This is a genomic window from Pseudemcibacter sp. (assembly GCF_965661635.1).
Lineage (GTDB): Bacteria > Pseudomonadota > Alphaproteobacteria > Sphingomonadales > Emcibacteraceae > Pseudemcibacter.
Genome location: NZ_CBFIEP010000149.1, coordinates 1 through 20,964, shown reverse-complemented (window position 1 = coordinate 20,964; position 20,964 = coordinate 1). Strand labels below are relative to the sequence as shown.

Here is a 20,964-nt window from a genome sequence, read left to right as displayed (position 1 = left end):
GTAAATTATTTTTTTGATGACAATTGAAAAACTTTATGCCCTTCTGTTGTCATAAAAAGGAAAAGGGAAAAATGGATAATAGTAAACGTAAAAATTTAAATTTCGACAGCCGCGCGGTTTATTGCCCACCGGATGAGGCAACAAAGGCCGTCAACCCGCCGATTGTTATGGCCTCAAGCTTTGAATATGACGCAGAAATATTTCAGCGGATCGTCGACGGTGAACGTAAAGACGTCAATATTTATGGTCGCTGCGGTAACCCAAGCGAATATCAATTCGAAGAACAAATGATGATGATCGAAGGGGCGGATGCGTGCCTTGCGACCGCGTCCGGCATGGCGGCAATATCCGTGACGTTGCTCGGGCTTTTAAAAAGTGGGGACCATATTGTATGCGACTGGACGACTTATAGTTCCACTCATGAACTGCTGGATCACCGGATTACGGATTATGATATTGAAACGACCTTTGTTGATACGTCGGACCCTGATGCGGTCAAGGCGGCAATTCGCCCCAATACCAAAATAATTTATTTTGAAACCATCGCAAATCCGTCCATGAAAGTGGCGGCCATTCCGCCGATTGTTGAAATGGCCCATGAGCGCGACATTGTTGTGGTTTGTGATAATACCTTTGCAAGCCCCTATGTGATGCGTCCGCTTGAATGGGGTGTTGATATTGTTGTGGAAAGTGCAACAAAATTTATTGGCGGTCATAGTGATGTTCTTGGCGGGACTATCGCGCTTAAAGCGGGGCTTCTACCTAAAGATTTCTTGGAAAAAATCCGCTGGAATACCATGGTGAAACTGGGCGCACCGCTTTCCCCGTTTAACGCATGGATGCTGCAGCGCGGCATTCAAACATTAAGCGTACGACTTGAAAGACAATGTCAAACGGCCGCAAAGCTTGCTGATTATTTTGAAAATCATAGCGTGGTCAATCAGGTGTGGTATCCGGGCCTTGAAAGCCATGCACAACATCATATTGCCAAAGAACAGATGCCGAAATTCGGCGCAATGCTCACTTTTGATGTTGGGGACGGCAACCGCGCACTTAAAGTATTGGATAGCCTCGAGCTAAGCTGCTTCTCCGCGAGCCTCGGTGGTGTTCGGACAACCACACAAATCCCCGCACTCATGGCATTTTTAGATATCCCAAAAGAACAGCGGCTTGAAATGGGAATATCGGACGGCATGATCCGCGTATCCGCGGGACTTGAAGACGTAGATGATTTAATCGCAGACTTTGATGCAGCGCTCGCGAACTTAGATTAAAGGAAGCACATGAAGCTTAATAAAACACTTAGTTTTTGGGATGTTTTTGCGATTGCGTTAGGGCAGGTAATTGGCTCTGGCGTTCTGGTTCTCATCGGCATTGGTATCGGGTTTACGGCATATGCTGTACCCTTTGCGATAATTCTGTCGGCAATATTTTCTATTATTAAGCAATTACCGATCGTTTTTATGGGCTCTGCCATGCCGGCGACGGGCGGTCTTTATGTTTATTGTAAAAGGGTTCTTGGGCCAAAAATTGGGTTTTTCTTCCTTGCTCTCCTTTTGATCACTCATATTCTTGTTGCGCTTTTTGCGTTGGGGTTTGCGGAATATGCACTTGCTTTACTTCCCGATTTAAATAAGAAATATGTAGCCCTTGGTATATTGGTGGCTTTTTATGTGGTGAATTTGCTTGGTATTCGCCAAGCAGCCGCACTTCAGAAAATCATGATTACGTTTCTTTTGATCGGCTTGTCATCGTTAATTTTCTTTGGAGTTTTAGAAGTCGATTACGCTAATTTTACCGATCAGGAAAAATTATTTCCAGATGGATGGTATGGGTTTGGTATGGCGTGTGTTCTTATGTCATTTGCGACCGGCGGCGCTTATTATGTTTCTGAATTAGGTGGTGAAATGAAAAACCCGCATCATGACCTTCCGCGCGCTATCATATTTGCCACTCTTATTGCTGCCTTTTTTATTGCAACAGTTTCGGTTGTGGCTGTCGGAATTTTGCCCGTTGAACAAACGGCCGGAAAAACATTGGCAGAAGTTGCACAGGTAATACTCCCGCCGGCGCTTTATACGGCCTTTATTGTTGGGGCGGCCTTATTTGCTTTTGCGACCAGTATCAATTCAACATTTTCTTGGGCGACAAAATCCGTGCTTATTGCCTGCGAGGATGGATGGCTTCCTAAGGGAATTGCGGTTGTGAATAAGCGGTATAATACACCGCACATATTGCTTACGATGCTTCTGGTTGTTGGCTCTGCACCAATTTTGGTTGAATGGGATATGAAATATATCATCATGCTCGGCAGCGGCCTCGTGTTTATCTATGATGTTGTGCCGTTGCTTGCAGCTTTTTATTTTGCGAGAAACTTACCCGATGTTTTTGCCAAAGCTCAGATTAAAATGTCCGAAAAAACCCTAAAAATAATTAGCGTGATTGGAATACTGATATTACTTGTACAAGCAAACTTAGCCTTTTCAGACATTGATAGCACCGGAAGATTTATGATTGTTGGCTATATAATTTTAGTGATTATCTATATTCAATATCGGTCTAAGAAATTAAACATTACTTAGTTTTAAGAATTTTTAAAACGTCTTCTGCATGCTCTTTTAACATGTCTGGATCGTCGTTATTACTGAATACTAGGTCAGCTTTATTTTTAATGTGGGCGATATGCTTGAAATAAGCGGGTCTGACTTCGTTGATATATTGATTGGTGACGCTTTCTAATGTGCGTCCTCGCTCTTTCATATCCCGTTCAATGCGTCTAATGAGTGCCAAATCCAGATCAACATCCATAAAAATATTAAGATCACTGAGTTCAGAAAGTATGTCCCCGGCAAATAATCCGTCAACAATGATATGATCTTTTGCAAATACGTTTTCATATCCGGCGCGCTCACTTATGGTAAAATCATATACAGGAACTTTTGCCTGCCCCTTCGATTTTAACAGTGAAAGATGTTCATGCATTAAATCCACATCAAGCGAGTGCGGATAATCAAAATTACAAAACCCGTTAAGTTTTAATTGTTCTAGTTTACTAAGATAATAGCGATCAATGCTGAGCAGTAAGCTTTCTGGCAGCGCCTTTTGAAGTAATTTTGCGAGCGAAGATTTTCCTGAACCGCTCGCGCCTGATATTGTGATTATTTTCATGTTGAAACCATATGAAATAAAATTCCTTTTCACAAGATTTTTGAAATTTAATCATAAAAATATTTAACGTAAAAATTAACCAAATCGTATTATTCTTCATATAAGGTGGCAAAATTAATAAGAATTGAATAACAGGGTTATATTGAATGCGTCTTTTTAAAATGCGCTATATCGCTTCTCTCATGCTGGTTTTATTGTGTTTAATCAATGCAAACAGTATGGCGCAGGATATTGACCCAAAAGTCGAATTAACTCCCGAAGAAATCGCTTGGATTAAAGAACATCCCGTAATTACGTCTACCAATGAAATGGAATGGGCACCTCTTGATTTTGTTGATGATGGTGAAGCGATTGGCTTTTCGATTGATTATTTGAATTTGGTTGCTTCAAAAGTGGGATTAAAAATTGAATATGTAAACGGATATGCATGGGATGTTTTGCTTGCAAAACTTGAAGCCAAAGAAATCGATATGGCCCAAAGTATTATTAAGACACCGGACCGTGAAGTATATTTAAACTTCACCGATCCCTACCTTAATTTGCCGATGGTTTATTTTGGAAGAGAAGGCGCCGATAGAATAAATTCTATTGGAGACCTTAAAGGTAAACGAATAGGTGTCGTTATAGAATCTATTTCTGATAGGATTTATACAGAGGATTATTCTCATCTTAACATTATAAAATTTGATAGTACGGTTGAGGCTTTAAAGGCACTTTCCGCAGGGGCAATTGACATACATGCGGACATTTTACCGGTTTCAAGGTATATGATCAGAACGAATTTATTGCCAGGCATAGAAGTAGTCGGCGATAAATTTTTCCCAGAAACCGAAAATGCCGATCTTATAAGACTGGCGGCAAGAAAAGATTGGCCCGAACTCAACTCAATTTTATCAAAAGGGATGGCGGCGGTTTCAGCGATGGAATTTCGTGATATTGCTGAAAAATGGCAAACCCAGCAGAACTTTGTAATATCAGATGGAATTGGCCTTACTCCAGAGGAGAAAACTTGGTTATCTGCTAATAGAGTTATTGATGTGTCCATAGACCTAAATCAGGCACCACTAGAGTTTCTAGATGATGAGGGAAATATTTCGGGCATGACAGGGGCATATTTAAAGTTAATCGGCGATAAACTTGGCATAGAGTTTAGGAATGGCGGCGCCGAAAACTGGCAACAGGCGCTAGAGAAGATAAAAAGCGGCGATACTCAATTAATTACTTTTGCCTCAATTACTGAGGAATGTAGGGAATTCCTTACATTTATAGATTCATATATTGATGTTGTTCACATGGTTTTTTCCCGTGAGAATGGTGAAATTTATGGCAATCTGGATAGCCTTTCAGGACGCAAAATTGCGCAAGTGAACGGAGATGCGATTAAAGAATCAATTGAAAGGGATTATCCAACTATTGAAGTGGTCGGTGCAGAAACGTCGGCGGATGCTCTTCGCATGGTTTCTCTGGGTGAAGTTGATGCATTTGTTGGCAGTATCCCAAATGTAACAAATATTGTGAATACTGAGGGATTGACAAATATTACTGTCGTGGGTGACACGCCATACCGTGCTGAGAACGCATTTGGCATTCGAAAGGATTTACCACTTCTTGCAAGCGCAATGCAAAAAGCACTAAGATCAGTTTCAGCAGAGGAAAAAGCAGAAATTTCAAGAGCTTGGATTGGTTTTCAATCAGAACCTGAAATCAATTATACTTTGGTATGGCAAGTTCTATTTATTGGTTTAGTGATTGTGGTTTTAATTTTGATCTGGAATTACGGTCTTCGTCGTGAAGTCGAACGTCGTAAGGAAATTGAACGGGAGCTGATTAAATCACAGCGTGTGGCTAAGTTGGCACAATCAGAGGCTGAACAAGCAAATCAAGCTAAATCGGCATTCCTTGCCAATATGAGCAATGAAATAAGAACAGCATTAAATGCGATTATTGGTTTTTCAGAAGCCATGCTTGGCGGCGTAGGCGGTGATGTGAAATCAGATCGACATAAAGAATATTTAACAGACATTAAAAACAGTGGGGAACATTTATCAACTGTCATTAAAGATATTCTTGATTTATCAAAAATTGAAGCGGGTAAATGGCAAATAGAAGAAAATACTTTTAATTTCGAAAAAAGCATTAAAGAAGTTTTCACGATGCTTTCCCCGCAAGCGGAAGCAAAAAACATAGCATTAACATATGATGCCGAGGATAAAATTTCTTCTGCTACTGTCAGTGGTGATGAAAGTGCAATAAAGCGTATCTTCATTAATTTAATTTCAAACTCAATTAAATTTACGGGGGATGACGGTTATGTGGAATGTAATGTTTCAGCGAACCGAAATGGCAATATTGTTGTTGATATTAAAGATAACGGCATCGGCATTCCAAGCGACCGCATCGATAAAGTTTTAAATCCTTTTGAACAGGTTCATGCGGTTTCTGATTTGAACGAAGAAGGCACTGGACTTGGGCTCTCAATTGTTCAAAAATTAGTTGAACTTCACAATGGTAAATTCAAATTAGAAAGTGAATATAGTTTAGGGACAACGGCGTCCATTACCATCCCGTCTAATAGAATTTCATATTAATTTTAAATAAGTCCATTTTTCATTTGTGAAACTGCGTAATCAACGGCCCGTGCCGTTAACGCCATATAAGTCAATGAGGGGTTCTGGCAAGCAGTTGATACCATTGCCGCGCCATCGGTTACAAATAAATTATCAACATTATGACTTTGATTAAACCCGTTTAAAATGCTTTCTTTGGGATCACGTCCCATTCTGGCGGTACCCATTTCATGAATACATAACCCTGGTGGTTTTGGATTAATATATCCTTCAATATCATGAAGCCCTGCTACCTCAAGCATTTCAATGGCTGAATTTTTAATATCTTCGAGCATCAATTGTTCATTTTCGCCATGCTCACATGATGTATGTAAAAGCGGAATGCCCCATTGGTCGGTTTTTATTCGATCAAGTCTGACATGATTTTCAAAACGGGGTAACATTTCGCCAAAACCCATAATTTCAAATTCCCATTCGCCAACACCCTGCATTTTCTGTTTAAACTTTGCGCCGTATTCAACACTTTCACTGGCCGCATTTCGATTTGGCACCCGTGACGACCATCCTTCGTAACCATAGCCCCTTAAAAATCCTGATTGATCAGCATCCACATTTCTAAATCTTGGAATATAAATGGCATTGGGGCGCCGCCCTTTTTCATAATGTTCCTGTAACCCGCCATAACGCCCACGGGCACCAGCATGGAAAATATGATCCATTAAATAATGCCCAAGGACACTACTGTCATTTGCAATTCCATTTGGGAATCGCTCTGATATTGAATTCAACATGATGTGTGTTGATCCAAGGGCCGATGCACATAAGAAAATTACTTTCGCGGAATATTTTGTTTTGTCTTTGGTATTTGCATCAATAACTCTAACCCCGCTCGCCTTTTTGCTGCTCGCATCATAAATTACACTATCTACAATGGCGTCCGATATCACAGTAAGGTTTCCGGTGCGTTCCGCCGCGGGTAATGTCGCTGATTGACTTGAAAAATAAGCACCTAACGAACATCCCCGCATACATTGATTTCTATATTGGCAAGCGCTTCTACCGAGCTCTAATTGCTCCTCGGTTGGTTCCGTTAAATTAGCGGTTCTGCTTGGAATAATTTTTCTATCTGAATAATTTTCATCAAGCTTTTCTTTTACGAATTGCTCAATGCAATTCATTTCCATGGGCGGCTGGAATATACCGTCCGGTAAATGCGGGATGTTTTCAATCGATCCACTGATGCCCGCGAATTTTTCTACATAATCATACCAGGGGGCAATGTCTTTATACCTTATGGGCCAATCGTTTCCATGCCCGTCTTTTTTATTGGCTTCAAAATCAAGATCACTTAAGCGAAGAGCAACACGTCCCCATGTTAATGATTTGCCGCCTAATTGATGACCTCTGATCCATGTGAATGGTTTTTCTTCTTCTTGGCCATATGGTTTTTCAGAATCTTTGATGAAGAAATGCTTGTGTTGTTCATCAATACCTGTTTGTCGTTGAAAGAAATAATCCTTATCAAGCTCTTCTCTTGATGTGCGGCCATGGTTCGGCAATTCCCAAGGTGCTTTCCCTTCGGTGGGGTATTCACCGGCTTCAACTTGACGGCCTCTTTCTATAAGCAGGGTTTTAAAGCCTTTCTCACAAAATTCTTTTGCCGCCCAACCGCCCGATATGCCGGATCCTACAACAATTGCATCAAATTCTTCTGCCATTTATGATCCTTTAATAAAGGGTCGTAGATGATTACCACTATCAATAAGTGATTGCTTTCGTGCGTCAAGGCTTCCCTCATAATCTGCATCTTCGACTTCGATGCAGAAGGCCCCTTTATAGCCTGCTTGTTTCATAACATGAATATATTCTCTCCAATCTACATCACCACGTCCTGGAATACGTGGGGTATGATATTCAAGCGGATTAGCCATTGTACCCACATCATCAAGTTTTTCTTGGTGCACCGTGACATCCTTTGCATGGGCGTGATATATGCGGTCGAAAAACGCGTTCCATGGTTTTTCATGGTTCATTTGCATCCAAACAAGATGCGATGGATCATAATTTAAACCTAGCTCATATCCTTTAAACTCTGCGAATAACCGCCGCCATATTTTGGGGCTATAGGCAATATTTTTGCCCGCTGGCCACTCATCATCGGTGAAAAACATCGCGCAGTTTTCAATGGAAATTTTCGTATTTTTTGATTTGGCGTATTCCAATAGCGGTTGCCAAATTTTAACCATTTTCGGCCAAGTATCATCAACGTTTTTATGCCAGTCATTCCCAATAAAGGTAGTGACAATATTTATACCAAGCATATTAGAGGCATTAATAACGTGTTTTATATGATTAATATAAATCTTCGCTTCATAATCATCAGGACACAGAACATTTGGATAATAACCAAGCGCACTGATTTCAATGCCTTTTGAGGCAGCATAGTCATTAATATATTTTGCTTTATCTTCAGTAAAATTGACCACATCAATATGGGTAACGCCTGCGTATTTTCGCTCTGCTTTATCGCCTTCTTTAAGTGGTGGCCAGCACATGAATTCAACGCACTCAAAATCATTTTCAGCGGCAAAATCGACCACTTCTTCATATGTCATGCCGTCAAGGATTGCGCTTTGAATTCCCAATTTCATTTTGTTTCCTTATCTCCTACACTTTCTGTAATCGATTACATTTCTGCTAGTCAATAATGATGTTATCGGCTATCTTCTTATCGCTAACTATACAGCGAGGGAGGAATAAATGAATAGAAAAATATACAGCCAGCTCAGTATTATGATGTTCTTGCAGATTTTTATCTGGGGCGCTTGGTTTGTTACGTTGGGAAGCTACCTAAATGAAATCGGCTTTAGCGGAACTGAAATCGGCACGGCGTATTTAACCAATAACATCGGTGCAATTATTGCGCCTCTCTTCGTTGGTCTTATTGCGGATCGTTTCTTTCCTGCTGAAAAGGTGATGGCTGTTCTTCACCTTGTTGGTGCTGCGGTCCTTTATAATGTTTCAGATATTCAGGGGACTGATAATATAATACTCGGTCTATTAATTTATAATGCTTGCTATATGCCGACAATGGCACTGGCTAATTCTATTTCCTTTTATCAACTTGATGAACCTGATGCCCAATTCCCTCGCATTCGGGTATGGGGCACTATTGGTTGGATCGTTGCAGGTTTAATCATCACATTCGTGCTTGGCACCCAAGTTGAAAATGTTGAAGCCACATCAATACCCATGAAATTGGCGGCAATAGGCTCTGTACTTCTCGGGTTATATAGTTTTACCCTTCCAAATACACCACCAAAATCCAAAGGGAAAAAAGTAACCGTAGGTGATGTATTCGGTTTTGAAAGTTTCGCTTTAATGAAGGACAGGTCTTTTGCAATTTTTGCAATCTCTTCTTTATTGATATCAATACCCCTTGCTTTTTATTATTCCTTTGCCAACCTTTATTTAAATGAAATCGGTATGGAAGGCGTAGCCGCCAAAATGACGATGGGACAAATGTCAGAAGCCGTTTTCCTTGTGATTATGCCTTTCTTCTTCCGTAAGCTTGGCGTTAAATGGATGCTGCTTGTTGGGATGTTTGCTTGGGTCGTGCGCTACGGTCTCTTTGCGACGGGTGATATGGAAAGCTTAGCGGCACTTGTTTACCTTGGTATTGTTTTGCATGGCGTTTGTTACGATTTCTTTTTTGTCACAGGTCACATTTATGTTGATCATAAAGCGGGTCCTGAAATTCGTTCAAGCGCACAAAGCTTCATTGCCATTTTAACATATGGTGTGGGGCTAGCGATTGGTACGGCAACATCGGGTCGCGTTGTTGATGCATTCACAGCGGATGGCGTGCGTGACTGGACGACGATTTGGATGATACCGGCCGTATTTGCTTTTGCTATTGCACTTTTATTCATGGCCACATTTAAGAATGTGAAATTAGAATCGAAAAAAAAAATGGCTGATTAAGGCCATTTTTTTAGTAATACTACTTCCATTTTGTAAAAAAATATAATAGATACCGTACCCGTGTCACTTTAATGGGATACTCTTTTTGAACGAAACTAGTATTGCTAAATAAAGCATTTAAAAAAAACGAGGATATTATGAATACTCTTAAACTATTACTTCTTACATCATTTATCGCCCTTCTTTCTGCATGCGGCGACAACAAAGAAGAAAATTCAATGTCAGAAGCAGCTTCAGAAATGCAAGCAGCGACTGAAGAAGCAACAGATGAAGCACGCGAAGAAGCAATGAAACGCGCTGAAGAATTAGAAGCACTAGAAAACCAATAATTTTTCTAGCTAATTACTAATTGTATAAAGCCACCTCGGATAAATTTCTGTGGTGGCTTTTTCTTTTTTAACTGACTTAAGGATAAATTTCTTTTCCGTCCCATGCGAAGCATTTCCCGCTATGATCTACGGACAAAGTGGATAACACACTCAGGAGCCTTTCGGCTGAATAATCGGGTGTGAATAATTTTCCTGCCGGTACATTCTTTTTAAAAGGTTCTGATAAGTCACTTTCGACGGTCCCCGGATGAAGGCCGACGATTATCGCCTTTTTATTATTTCGATTGGTTTCAATCGCCGCATTTTTGATAATCATATTGAGCGCGGATTTTGACGCTCGGTATGAATACCACCCGCCCAATTGATTATCAGATATACTACCAACGCGCGCCGACAAAGCCCCGAAAATGGAACGATTATTTCTATTTAATTTTGGAATAAAGTGTTTCGCGATCATGGCGGGAACAATGGTATTCACCTCAAATAATCGCTGAAAATTTTGGACGGAAAGCTCTTTTAATGATTTTTCCGGCATCATCCCTTCTTCATGTAATATTCCGGTACTGACAATTATCAAATCAAGTTTGGCTGTTTTCGTCGCGACCCCAGCCGCCTTTTCAATGCTTGTTTCGTCCATATAATCAATTGAATGATAGTTAATATTTGCGAGAGGATCTAATGGTTTAGAGCGTGAAAAAGCATTAATGCATGCATTCGGATAAGTTGACGATAGATTTTTTAGAAAAGCCCCACCAATTGCGCCTGAGCAACCAATAATTGCGATGTTCTTGATTGACTGATCCATAATTTCGCTTGCTCCGGCTTTTGTTTGTTTACCACCCTTTTACGTCATTTAAGCATAATCAGATTGCCGAATTCTTTTTAAATTTTTGCGATTTACATTATTCATCGTCATCATTAAGGGCATTTGGGTCGATGCCCATTGACTTAATGCGATCTTTCCAGCGTTGCTGCGCCAGTGCCTGCATATCTTCAACCCAGTCTGTTTCGTCTGTGATCTCAAGCCCAATAAGCGTTTCAACGATATCTTCTTGGGTGATTAATCCCTGCACCGTACCAAATTCATCAACCACCAAGGCCATATGGCTTTTTTCATGCATCAATAAATCAAAAACATCCGAAGTGGTGCGCGTATCCAAAACCATTAAAACATCACGCCTGAATTCTGAAAGCGGCTTGTTAAATTGGTCTTTTGCCTGTGCAATTAAAAGATCCGTTTTTAAAACATACCCATTCATATTATCTCTTGATCCGTCATAAAGCGGAATTCGGGAAAAGGGTTTTTTATCGTGTTCTAAGAAAAATTCTTGAACAGTCATTTCTGATGACTGTGCAAATATCACGGGGCGAGGGGTCATAATCATCCTGACCGATAATTTGCTGATGCCCATCAGATTGTTGACAATTTTAAGCTCTTTTGGCTGCAGCAACCCTTCTTTGGTGCCGATTTCTGCCATTGCTTTAATTTCTGAACGGCTAAAGGTGTTTTCATTATTGCCGGACTGTGAAATAACCCGCGTTAATTTCTCAGACATCCAGACAAACGGCGATAATACTTTAGTGAGATAATCAATCAGAACCGCAAAAACCGGCGCCAATTGTTTCCAGTAATTTGCGCCTAATGTTTTTGGGATAATTTCAGAGAGCACAAGAATAAGAATTGTTAAAATGGCCGATGTTAAGCCGATATATTTGCTGCCAAATATTAGCGATGATTGTGCCCCAACACCCGCGGCACCAACAGTATGCGCGATAGTATTTGCCGTTAAAATCGCGGCCAAGGGCCTGTCTAAGTTGTTCGTCAGTTTTTCTAACGTTATGGCTGATTTGCTGCCTTTATTTTTTAACGCAGCAACATAAGAAGGACGCACGGATAAAAGCACTGCTTCTGCAACTGAACAAAAGCTTGATACGACCAACGCCAGTAATAAATAGAGGATCAATAAGGTCAAATTAGGTGTTCTCTTTCATAGAAATTTGCCTATTCTCCCGCGGCCCATTCAACACCACCGATCAATAATTCGGAAAGAAACGGATGATCTTTCTGAAAAAAGTGACCAAGCCCCGTGTAAAACGCGCGGCCGCCTTCAAATTCATTGACCCACGTGATCGGATGATCGTCACCGGATATGCCACCTTCATAGGTGTTTTCATCAACAGTCATCAGTACTGTGAACCCGGGCTTGCCGCGAACATTTGCCGTATAATCATACCATTCTTCAACGGCGGGGACGGTTTCCTTTAAATGGGCAAGGGCTGGATGATTATTATTTTCTAGATGCGTTGATCCGAGCAAGTCTGACCGTTCAGGATGGCTTTTGAAATACCCACCAACCATTTTACCGTAAAATTCCCAGTCATGCTCGGTGTCTGCCGCTGAATGGGTGCCGAAATAACCGCCACCATTTCGGATATACTTTTCAAATGATGCTTGTTGTTCTTCATTTAAAATATCACCCGTTGAATTGATAAAGGCGACAACATCATACATTGAAAGACGTTGATCATTAAAACTACCCACATTATGGGTCACATCAACTTTCCACCCTCTTTTAAGGCCGAGTTCTTCGATGAGCGCAATACCATCTAAATTTGATAAATGATGATATATGCCGGGCTCGACTTGCGAAAAGGCCAATACGCGAATTTCTTTTGCGCCTGCTGCAAATGTGGCAGTAAAGAAAATGATAAGTGATGCGATGATTTTCATAGTTTTTCCCATTCTTTGCTATTTATTTTTTAAGGACTGATTTAATTTCTAAAAATTCTTCTAGACCGAATTGACCCCATTCTCTTCCGTTGCCGGATTGTTTATACCCACCAAATGGTCCCATTGGCGCAAGCGATGCACCATTAACATGCACCATTCCTGTTCTAAGCTCTGATGTTAAACGGTTTATAGTCTTATCATCATTTGAATAGATATAAGAAGAAAGCCCATAAGGCGTGTCATTGGCAATCTCTATCGCTTCATCAAGTGTTTCATAAGGTAAGATAGCGAGTACTGGACCAAAGACTTCTTGTTTCGCAATCATATGATCATTATCAAGCCCTGCGTAAATTGTTGGTTTAACGAAAAATCCATTTTCATGATCGGCGTCTAATCCTTCAACGGGGCCTGCGCCGCCGATCACGGGTTTTGGGTAATGCTTTTCTGCTTCCTCTAATATGGCCTTCACTTTTTCAAATTGTCCTTTATTGGCGAGTGGTCCGATATCGGTGTCGTCTTCAAGTGGGTTACCCGTTTTATATCCTGCTGTTGCTTTCACGGCGATATCAACCACCTGATCATGTAATTTTGCCGGCACCAAAAGCCTCGTACCCGCATTACAAGACTGCCCCGTGTTTTCCATACAGAGCCAAACACAATTCGGCACGACTTTTTCAAGATCAATATCATCCGTTAAAATAACCGGTGATTTGCCGCCAAGCTCTTGTGAAACACGCTTGATGGTTGGGGCGGCGGCTTGTGCAATGGCAATACCGGCACGGGTTGAACCCGTGAATGAAATCATATCAACGTCAGGATGTTCACTTAAGGTCGCACCAACCGTTGGGCCATCGCCAAACACCATATTAAAAACGCCTTTTGGCACACTAGAATCATGAATGATCTCTGCGAACATTTTCGCGGACAATGGTGAAAACTCGCTCGGTTTTAAAACCATCGTACATCCCGCTGCAATGGCGGGGGGCACCTTACAGGCGATTTGATTAATCGGCCAATTCCACGGCGTTATAAGTCCACAAACACCAATGGGTTCATGTCTTAATTGATAACCTTCACGGTCTTCGCTTAACGGAATATTTTTTAACGCTTCAATGGCAGTTGTAATGTGGCGACGACCGGTAAATGCTTGATCCGTTTTTGAAAATTCTTTTGGAGCGCCCATTTCTTGACGAATTGCATCGGCAATATCATCATATCGCTCGTTGTATAACTCGAGCATTCTTTCCAAATACCCTAACCGTTCTTTCTTGGTGGTTTTTGAAAATGTTTTAAATGCCTCTTTTGCGGCGGCGACAGCTTGGTTGATATGATCCGCATTCCCCATGGCGATTTCACCAATTGTGCCACCAGTCGCCGGGTTGGTAATTTCCAAATGTCCAACAATGCCAGCATCTTGCCATTCACCATTAATATAAAATTGATTGAGCTTATGCATGTAATCGTCCTTATTTCTTCATAAATACTATTTCACAGGCATGACATAAGTACAAGCGCGATTGGATGAAAATTGAAAATGTTAATGATCATTTCCATGCCTTTTTTAAAAATGAATGATTTTTAAAATGAAATGGACGTGTTGTTTAAATTTGAAAGTCAACAAAGACAAAAGAAATCACTTCGTTAACTTTGCCATTTCTTTCTAGAGGCATGCTGACCTGATACCAGTCAATATAATCTTTACCGCGCGGCTGAAGCGTCCCATAATAAAAAATATTCTTTTTCTCGCGCATGATGTCTTTATAGTTTTGAATGAAATGTACCGAAAACTTTTCATCTGTTGTTTCAGAAATATATTTTCCGGTGATGTTCATCGCGTAATATTCCGTAATATTGCTGCCGCAAAAACGAAATTTGAAATCATCTTTTTCAAAATCAAACTCTGCTATCATTAAGGAATTTGAATATTTAAAAAGCTCTTTTGATTGAACCTGCTCAAATTTAAGGACTTCACCTCTTGTCACCTGATCAACGGTTTCTAGAAAATCGATGATGACGGGATGCTGTTTTGTTTTTTCTGAGTTTATCTCAAAAGACATAGTACCTTCAAATCTTTATAGTTACTTTACATATAATATATTATGAAATGATAATATAAGAAACAAACGAAAAATTATTCTTTTCTTTTAAAAATTTCCTTTCCTCGTTATGTATTAAACATGATGAAATCCGGTTTCAAATGGGGAATATTTCGCGCCTATATCCCCTTTCTAAATATGCGTATTGATTGGGCATTGCTTGCGCAAGGACTGGTTGTCTCTCTTTCGACGGGACTTGCTTTGGTGCCTTTATTAACCGCTTCATTTGGCCTCACGTTTGAGGAAGCCGTAACATTGGCCATGCTTCACATGATATTGGTAACGTCACACATTATGGTTTTTGGCGAACCCTATGCGGCGGGGTGGATCACGGCTGCATTACCGCTGGTCTTGGTTACGGTTCTCGGTGATTTGGCGGACCCCGCAGAACGATTTAAAATGATGACAGCTCTGTCACTTGAATTTTCGTTCCTTTGCCTTCTTATGGCTGTTACGGGACTGGGGCAAAAATTGATTGATAGTATCCCGACGGCGCTTAAAGCCGGGATTATTTTTGGTGCCGCACTTGCCGCCTTTAAGCGTATTTTTTATGATGATTTTTCGAACTTTGAATTAATGCCTGTTTCATTTATAAGCGCGATTTTTTTAAGCATTATTATTTTTTATCTACCCCATTTTCAGAAATGGAAGAAGCAGTCAAAAATCATTGGTTTTGTCGCGTCTTTTGGATTATTGCCCGTCTTGATTGTTGTGGGGTTTACGGGGTATTTATTTGATGAATTTGATTTTAATATTGTAAATGGTTTTTTAAATCCACCCTTTAATAGTTTATGGAATAAAGCGTCCCCCATTGTTATTGGATGGCCAAGTTTTAGCTACTATATAAATGCCGTTCCCATCGTCATGATGACTTATTTATTGTTGTTCGGTGATTTATTAACCGGAAAATCAATTGTCGAAGAACATCAAAATGAACGTCCTGATGATATCATTGAATTTAATATGAACCGTTCACATTATGCACTTGCCATCAGGAATTTTTTAATGGCTGTTACTGTTCCATTCTTCCCGACACAGGGGGTCTTATGGGCAGGGGCACAAATCATCGTCGCGGACCGCTGGAAAGAAGGAAAAGAAAAGTTAGACCATTTCATTGGCGGCATTTCTGCCTTTTATTATTATGCTATACCCATCGGGTTTTTATGGCTGCCGATTGTCACATTCTTAAAACCATTTATGCCTGTTTCACTGATGCTTACATTGCTAATAACGGGAATAGCTTGTAGCCGTCTAGCCTTCAAAACGGCTACTCAAACAATCGATCGATTAATCATGATTGTGTTGGCCTGTTTTATCGCCATGAATGAAATTGCCGTGGGCATTGTTATTGCATTAACATTACCCCTGATATTTGGCCGTATTAAAGCAATTCGCACTAAAAAATAATCGATTGATAAAGTGGTTGTTAAGCCGCTCCACCATATAATTTTGGATTAAGAGCGCTCATTTGCCCATCTTTAATGGTAAGGGCATAATCGCGGTCCGTGCTTAACATTGTCGGGGCATCAAGATCCACATAACTGGCTTCCGTCGCGGTAAACATTCCCGCTGCCATCGAAAGCGATGTGCCAACCATACAGCCAACCATAATATCAAACCCCATGTCTTTCGCTTGATCGAGTAGTTTTTTCGCTTCCGTTAATCCGCCTGTTTTATCAAGTTTGATATTAACAACGTCATATATCCCATGAAGTCGTTCAAGATCAGCCGCCACATGGCAACTTTCATCACCACCAAGCGGCAAGGGCGCATTTATGCCGCGTAAATCTTCATCATTTTTGGGCGGGACGGGCTGCTCCAGCATCACAACACCGTTTTCTTTTAATGTTCCGGCGACGCGTTTCACAATATCCGCATTCCAGCTTTCGTTGGCATCAACAATAAGTCGCGCATTTGGCGCATTTTCATGAACGGCTTTAATGCGTCCTTCAATGTCGTCCGCATTCATTTTTACTTTTATGGTTGGAAAATTCGCAAGCTTTTTGGCTTTTGCGCCCATGGCAGCTGCCTCACCAATGCTAATTGTTTCAACGGATTTTAAATTATCCGGCCAGGCATGCCCCATCAATTCGGCTATGGTTTTGCCTTTCATCTTGGCTTCTAAATCCCATAACGCACAATCAACGGCATTTCGGGCAGCACCTGGTGGCAATGCAGATTGTAATTCCTCACGGGAAAGGCCCGCTTCCATTTTGGTGGCGATCTCTTCGATTTGTGCCATCACGCTTTCCACGGATTCTCCATAATGTGGGGTAGGGCAACTCTCGCCCCATCCTTTAAATCCGTCTTCCTCAATTTTGACGACGATCACGGTGGTATCCACGCGTGTGCCTCGTGAAATCACGAAAGGTGTATGAAGCTCGAATTTCTCTGCGCTGAATTTAAATGTTCTCACTTTAATGTCTCCACAAAAACGGCTGTACCTGTGATCATGGGATCAAAGCAGGGAACACCAAATTCTTCTTCTAATGCGGCGCGCTGCATTGCACCTTCTTCTGCACTTAAATTGCGGCAGTTTAATGCAATTCCGCCTAGTTTTGCATTAGGGTTGGTTAATCTTGCATGCTTTAAATTTAACTCAATACAATCCGCCATGCTTGGCATTGGCATATGTGGCAGTCCCTTGATATGTGGACGACCAGCTTCGTGACACATGATTAATATATCTGCCTGTGCACCATGAAGTAATCCCAAGCTTACGCCTGCGAATGCAGGATTATACAGTGATCCTTGACCTTCAATGATATCCCAGTGGTTTTCATCATTTGATGGGGAAAGTTCTTCTATGCCGCCCGCAATAAAATCAGCAACCACGGCATCAATACAAATACCGCTTCCGGCGACCAATACGCCCGTTTGACCTGTTGCTTTAAATTCAACGTCAAAGCCTTGCTTTTTCATTTCATTAGTAATGGCAACTGTTGAATACATTTTCCCGACAGAACAATCTGTACCTACAGCAAGTAATCTTTTGCCAGATCTTTTTTCGCCTGTACCTGTTTTTAAGTCAGTATATCCGTGTCTCACATTATGAAGCTCGACACCGTGCTTATCTGCCGCTTCCTTTATGGCTGGAAATTCTTCTAACTTCCTATGAAGACCGCTTGCGATATCCATGCCGTTTCCGATGGCTTCAATAATATAGGGTTCCCATTCCGGTTCTACATACCCGCCAGCATTGGCTAAGCCAATAACAAACGTTTTCGCGCCCTTTTCCGCCGCTTCTTTAATGGAAAGCTTTTCCATGCCAACGGTTAGCGGGCTATCTCCACCGGCAATTTCACCGATACAGATGTCAGGATTAAACTCAGCAATACCACGTGATGTTTTGATGGCTAGTTCGCTATCACCGCAACCAAGAAATAAATGATACGGTGTTTTTATCGTTTCTTTTTGATTGGCGCGTTTTACTTTTTCTGTTTGTGGCATGTTTTATCTCCATAAAATATATTGAAAACTTATATGCCTAATGATCATGAAAGTCATATGAAATTAGCTATTGTATCCATAGGCCAAGGCTATATAATAATTTCATGAATTTAAGACAAATTGAAATTTTTAATGCTGTATATGCATGCGGCTCCATTAGCGAAGCTGCCGCAACATTGAATATTGCACAGCCGACGGCCAGCAAAATATTAAAACACGCCGAAGATCAATTGGGTTTTTTGCTATTTCGCCGCGTCAGGGGCCGATTGATCGCGACCAGTGAAGCCAATATTTTATATAAAGAAACAGAAGCCATATATAAAAAAATTGCGCGACTTAAGCATACCGCAAACAGCCTTAAAAACCCTGAAGAAGGCAAGATCAGAATAGTGTCGGTGGCCGCTCTTAGTATAGAAGTGTTGCCGATATTGATTGAAAAATTTCGTGGTGAAAATTCATCTGCACAATTTATTTATCAAACTGAACATTTCGCAAGCATGATGAAAATACTTTTTGATTATGACAAGGAACTTGGGTTTGCCCTCAACCCTCCCAAAATGGACGGTATAAACGAAGTAAAGATTGGAGAAGGGGAACTTGTCTGTATTTATGGAAATGGTGAATTTGATCATATGCCGGCCCGCCTTAAGTTAGAAGACTTAATTGATCATGATTATGTCAGCATCGAAGACAGCGGCCCGTTAAGTGAGCTTCTTGATTTAAGATTGCAGGAAAAGGGAATTTCATATCAATCATCTATTATTACACAAACTTATTTCGTTGCGCGCAATATGGTTGCACTCGGAAGTGGCGTTGCAATAGTTGACGATGTTACCGCTAAATCTAACAGACCGGAAAATGTTAACTATAAAGGATTTAATCCGCCCATTAAATATGCCGTTAAAGCGTTACATTTAGAAGATAGGGTTCTTTCCGCTGCCACACAAAAATTTTTAAAATTCATTAAAAACAATTTTAAGAGCTAATCGATTAATAAGGGGTTCGATTTTGCTTGCAGCCGGCATTTTGGAATATTAGGATTCAATAGTGGTTTAATCTTTATACTTTATCGGAAAACGACATGGATTACATGTGGATCGCAGTTGCCTTTGTTTGCGGTTACCTCGTAAGACAAATAAAATTGCCCCCCTTCGTTGGTTATTTGGCTGCCGGGTTTGGGTTGCATTTAGCAGGTGTCACCCCTGATGATACTTTGGAAACTCTGTCCGACATTGGTATTACTCTTCTGCTATTTACCATCGGTTTAAAGCTTGATGTAAGAAGTCTTTTGAAAAAGGAAATTTGGGGAACAGCAACCAGTCATATGCTAATGATTGTTCTTTTTTTAACGGGGAATAGTTTGTTGCTTGGCTCGTTAGGGCTTATGTATTTCTCTGATTTATCATTAACGGGTTCCCTGCTGATCGCTTTCGCATTAAGTTTTAGCAGTACAGTTTGTGCCGTTAAAGTACTTGAAGAAAGAGCAGAGCTTAGATCAAGGCACGGCCAAATCGCAATTGGTATTCTTATAATTCAGGATATTGCGGCTGTTGTTTTTGTTACTTTCACTACCGATGTCTTACCGTCAATATGGGCTATAGGTTTACTTTTACTGCCACTTTTAAGGCCGATGATTGTAAAGCTTCTGCAATATTGCGGTCATGGGGACCTTTTACCACTTGCGGGTTTCTTTCTTGCATATACGGGCGGTGAACTTTTTGAATTGGTTGGATTAAAAGCACAGTTAGGCGCTTTGGTCGTTGCAATTATCATAAGCGGACAACCAAAATCCGAAGAGCTGGCAAAATCGCTCTTTCATTTTAAAGATTTATTTTTAATTGGCTTCTTCCTCTCAATCGGTTTTACGGCTTTACCCACCGTCGATATGATATGGATCGCCTTGATCGTCTCTCTCGTACTGCCTCTTAAGGCCGGGTTATTTTTTGTGATAATGACACAATTAAAACTACGAGGACGCAGCTCCATGCTCGCCGCGCTCAGTCTTTTCAATTATAGCGAATTTGGTCTTATTGTGACTGCCGCGAGCGTTTCATTTGGATTACTCCCAAAAGAGTGGCTGGTCATTATGGCTTTGATTGTTTCATTCTCATTTATATTCTCAAGCATAATTAATGCCTACGCTCACAGAATTTATGCTCATTGGCGATCATTGATTAAACGGTTTGAAAAGCCCGAAAGACTTGAGGAAGACCAGTTGGAAATTCCTCAAGATGCGTCAATTCTCGTTGTTGGTATGGGGCGCGTGGGGACCGGCGCTTATAAAACGCTTATTGAACGAAATTATAAGAATGTTTGGGGGATAGAGCTTATGAGGTCGCGTGCCTTAGAACATAAGCAGGAAAAGCGTAATGTCATTGTAGCAGATGCGGAAGACCCATTTTTATGGAAAACAATTAATATCGAAAAGATTGAAATGATTATGTTCGCTATCCCCAATCATAAAGATATCATAGAAACCGCGAAGCAACTTAGGCTCGTTAATTATACAGGCAAACTCGCAGGGATTGCTAAATATGATGACAATAGAGACAAGCTCTTATCAGCCGGAATTGATATTGTATTTAATTTTTATCAGAAGGCCGGCGTTGGTTTCGCCGAACAAGCTTTAAAAATTATGG

At 40.8% G+C, this 20,964-nt stretch carries 18 protein-coding genes; 8 read left to right on the top strand and 10 right to left on the bottom strand.

The features are described from left to right. Positions 1–71 precede the first annotated feature (71 nt). Together ACTF6W_RS10170 and ACTF6W_RS10165 are read left to right on the top strand one after the other, a co-directional pair. Positions 72–1,274: a trans-sulfuration enzyme family protein gene (locus ACTF6W_RS10170; RefSeq protein WP_438994433.1), complete on the top strand. Its 1,203-nt coding sequence runs from the start codon at positions 72–74 to the stop codon at positions 1,272–1,274. 9 nt (positions 1,275–1,283) lie between these two features. Further along, on the top strand, positions 1,284–2,582 hold the full coding sequence (locus ACTF6W_RS10165; RefSeq protein ID WP_438994432.1) for an APC family permease: 1,299 nt from the start codon (positions 1,284–1,286) through the stop codon (positions 2,580–2,582). Here ACTF6W_RS10165 and ACTF6W_RS10160 read toward each other — a convergent pair. Further along, entirely contained in the window at positions 2,575–3,168 is a 594-nt protein-coding gene (locus ACTF6W_RS10160) for a uridine kinase family protein (RefSeq protein ID WP_438994431.1), read from the bottom strand. The genes ACTF6W_RS10165 and ACTF6W_RS10160 overlap by 8 nt on opposite strands. Before the next feature lie 146 nt (positions 3,169–3,314). On the opposite strand from ACTF6W_RS10160, the gene ACTF6W_RS10155 reads away from it, so the two are divergent. Further along, entirely contained in the window at positions 3,315–5,756 is a 2,442-nt protein-coding gene (locus ACTF6W_RS10155) for a transporter substrate-binding domain-containing protein (RefSeq protein WP_438994430.1), read from the top strand. 2 nt (positions 5,757–5,758) lie between these two features. On the opposite strand, the gene ACTF6W_RS10150 is transcribed toward ACTF6W_RS10155, so the two are convergent. Beyond that, positions 5,759–7,453: a GMC oxidoreductase gene (locus tag ACTF6W_RS10150; protein ID WP_438994429.1), complete on the bottom strand. Its 1,695-nt coding sequence runs from the start codon at positions 7,451–7,453 to the stop codon at positions 5,759–5,761. After that, on the bottom strand, positions 7,454–8,386 hold the full coding sequence (locus ACTF6W_RS10145; RefSeq protein ID WP_438994428.1) for a sugar phosphate isomerase/epimerase family protein: 933 nt from the start codon (positions 8,384–8,386) through the stop codon (positions 7,454–7,456). It abuts the gene before it with no gap. A 109-nt stretch (positions 8,387–8,495) separates the two neighbouring features. On the opposite strand from ACTF6W_RS10145, the gene ACTF6W_RS10140 reads away from it, so the two are divergent. Together ACTF6W_RS10140 and ACTF6W_RS10135 are read left to right on the top strand one after the other, a co-directional pair. Then, complete coding sequence (locus tag ACTF6W_RS10140) at positions 8,496–9,719, top strand: nucleoside permease (protein ID WP_438994427.1); 1,224 nt, start codon at positions 8,496–8,498, stop codon at positions 9,717–9,719. 137 nt (positions 9,720–9,856) lie between these two features. Continuing rightward, positions 9,857–10,048 (top strand): hypothetical protein, encoded by a 192-nt coding sequence (locus ACTF6W_RS10135; protein WP_438994426.1) that lies wholly within the window; start codon positions 9,857–9,859, stop codon positions 10,046–10,048. Positions 10,049–10,124: 76 nt separating this feature from the next. On the opposite strand, the gene ACTF6W_RS10130 is transcribed toward ACTF6W_RS10135, so the two are convergent. The 5 genes from ACTF6W_RS10130 to ACTF6W_RS10110 all read right to left on the bottom strand — a co-directional run bounded on the left by ACTF6W_RS10130 (position 10,125) and on the right by ACTF6W_RS10110 (position 14,836). Further along, positions 10,125–10,853 carry an SDR family NAD(P)-dependent oxidoreductase gene (locus ACTF6W_RS10130; RefSeq protein ID WP_438994425.1) on the bottom strand — a complete coding sequence of 243 codons (729 nt, stop codon included), beginning with the start codon at positions 10,851–10,853 and terminating at the stop codon, positions 10,125–10,127. 97 nt (positions 10,854–10,950) lie between these two features. Further along, positions 10,951–12,021, bottom strand: a complete 1,071-nt coding sequence (locus ACTF6W_RS10125; RefSeq protein ID WP_438994424.1) for a hemolysin family protein — start codon at positions 12,019–12,021, stop codon at positions 10,951–10,953. 29 nt (positions 12,022–12,050) lie between these two features. Continuing rightward, positions 12,051–12,779, bottom strand: coding sequence for a ThuA domain-containing protein (locus tag ACTF6W_RS10120; protein ID WP_438994423.1), 729 nt, complete (start codon positions 12,777–12,779; stop codon positions 12,051–12,053). A 22-nt stretch (positions 12,780–12,801) separates the two neighbouring features. Further along, positions 12,802–14,235 carry an aldehyde dehydrogenase family protein gene (locus ACTF6W_RS10115; protein WP_438994422.1) on the bottom strand — a complete coding sequence of 478 codons (1,434 nt, stop codon included), beginning with the start codon at positions 14,233–14,235 and terminating at the stop codon, positions 12,802–12,804. Between the two features lie 145 nt (positions 14,236–14,380). Beyond that, positions 14,381–14,836 carry a hypothetical protein gene (locus tag ACTF6W_RS10110; RefSeq protein WP_438994421.1) on the bottom strand — a complete coding sequence of 152 codons (456 nt, stop codon included), beginning with the start codon at positions 14,834–14,836 and terminating at the stop codon, positions 14,381–14,383. 120 nt (positions 14,837–14,956) lie between these two features. Between ACTF6W_RS10110 and ACTF6W_RS10105 the strand changes: the two genes are divergently transcribed. Then, positions 14,957–16,282 carry a hypothetical protein gene (locus ACTF6W_RS10105; RefSeq protein ID WP_438994420.1) on the top strand — a complete coding sequence of 442 codons (1,326 nt, stop codon included), beginning with the start codon at positions 14,957–14,959 and terminating at the stop codon, positions 16,280–16,282. Between the two features lie 19 nt (positions 16,283–16,301). Here ACTF6W_RS10105 and dgcA read toward each other — a convergent pair whose 3' ends face one another. Continuing rightward, complete coding sequence (gene dgcA / locus ACTF6W_RS10100; RefSeq protein ID WP_438994419.1) at positions 16,302–17,291, bottom strand: N-acetyl-D-Glu racemase DgcA; 990 nt, start codon at positions 17,289–17,291, stop codon at positions 16,302–16,304. Continuing rightward, complete coding sequence (locus ACTF6W_RS10095; protein ID WP_438994418.1) at positions 17,288–18,325, bottom strand: DUF1611 domain-containing protein; 1,038 nt, start codon at positions 18,323–18,325, stop codon at positions 17,288–17,290. The genes dgcA and ACTF6W_RS10095 overlap by 4 nt, the downstream gene beginning before the upstream one ends. A gap of 104 nt (positions 18,326–18,429) precedes the next feature. Here ACTF6W_RS10095 and ACTF6W_RS10090 point away from each other — a divergent pair, with 104 nt between their 5' ends. Together ACTF6W_RS10090 and ACTF6W_RS10085 are read left to right on the top strand one after the other, a co-directional pair. Further along, a complete protein-coding gene (locus tag ACTF6W_RS10090) occupies positions 18,430–19,311 on the top strand; it encodes a LysR family transcriptional regulator (protein WP_438994417.1) in 882 nt (293 codons plus the stop codon). A 95-nt stretch (positions 19,312–19,406) separates the two neighbouring features. Further along, positions 19,407–20,964, top strand: a 1,558-nt coding sequence (locus ACTF6W_RS10085; RefSeq protein ID WP_438994416.1) for a cation:proton antiporter domain-containing protein, incomplete at its 3' end; no start/stop codon positions are given.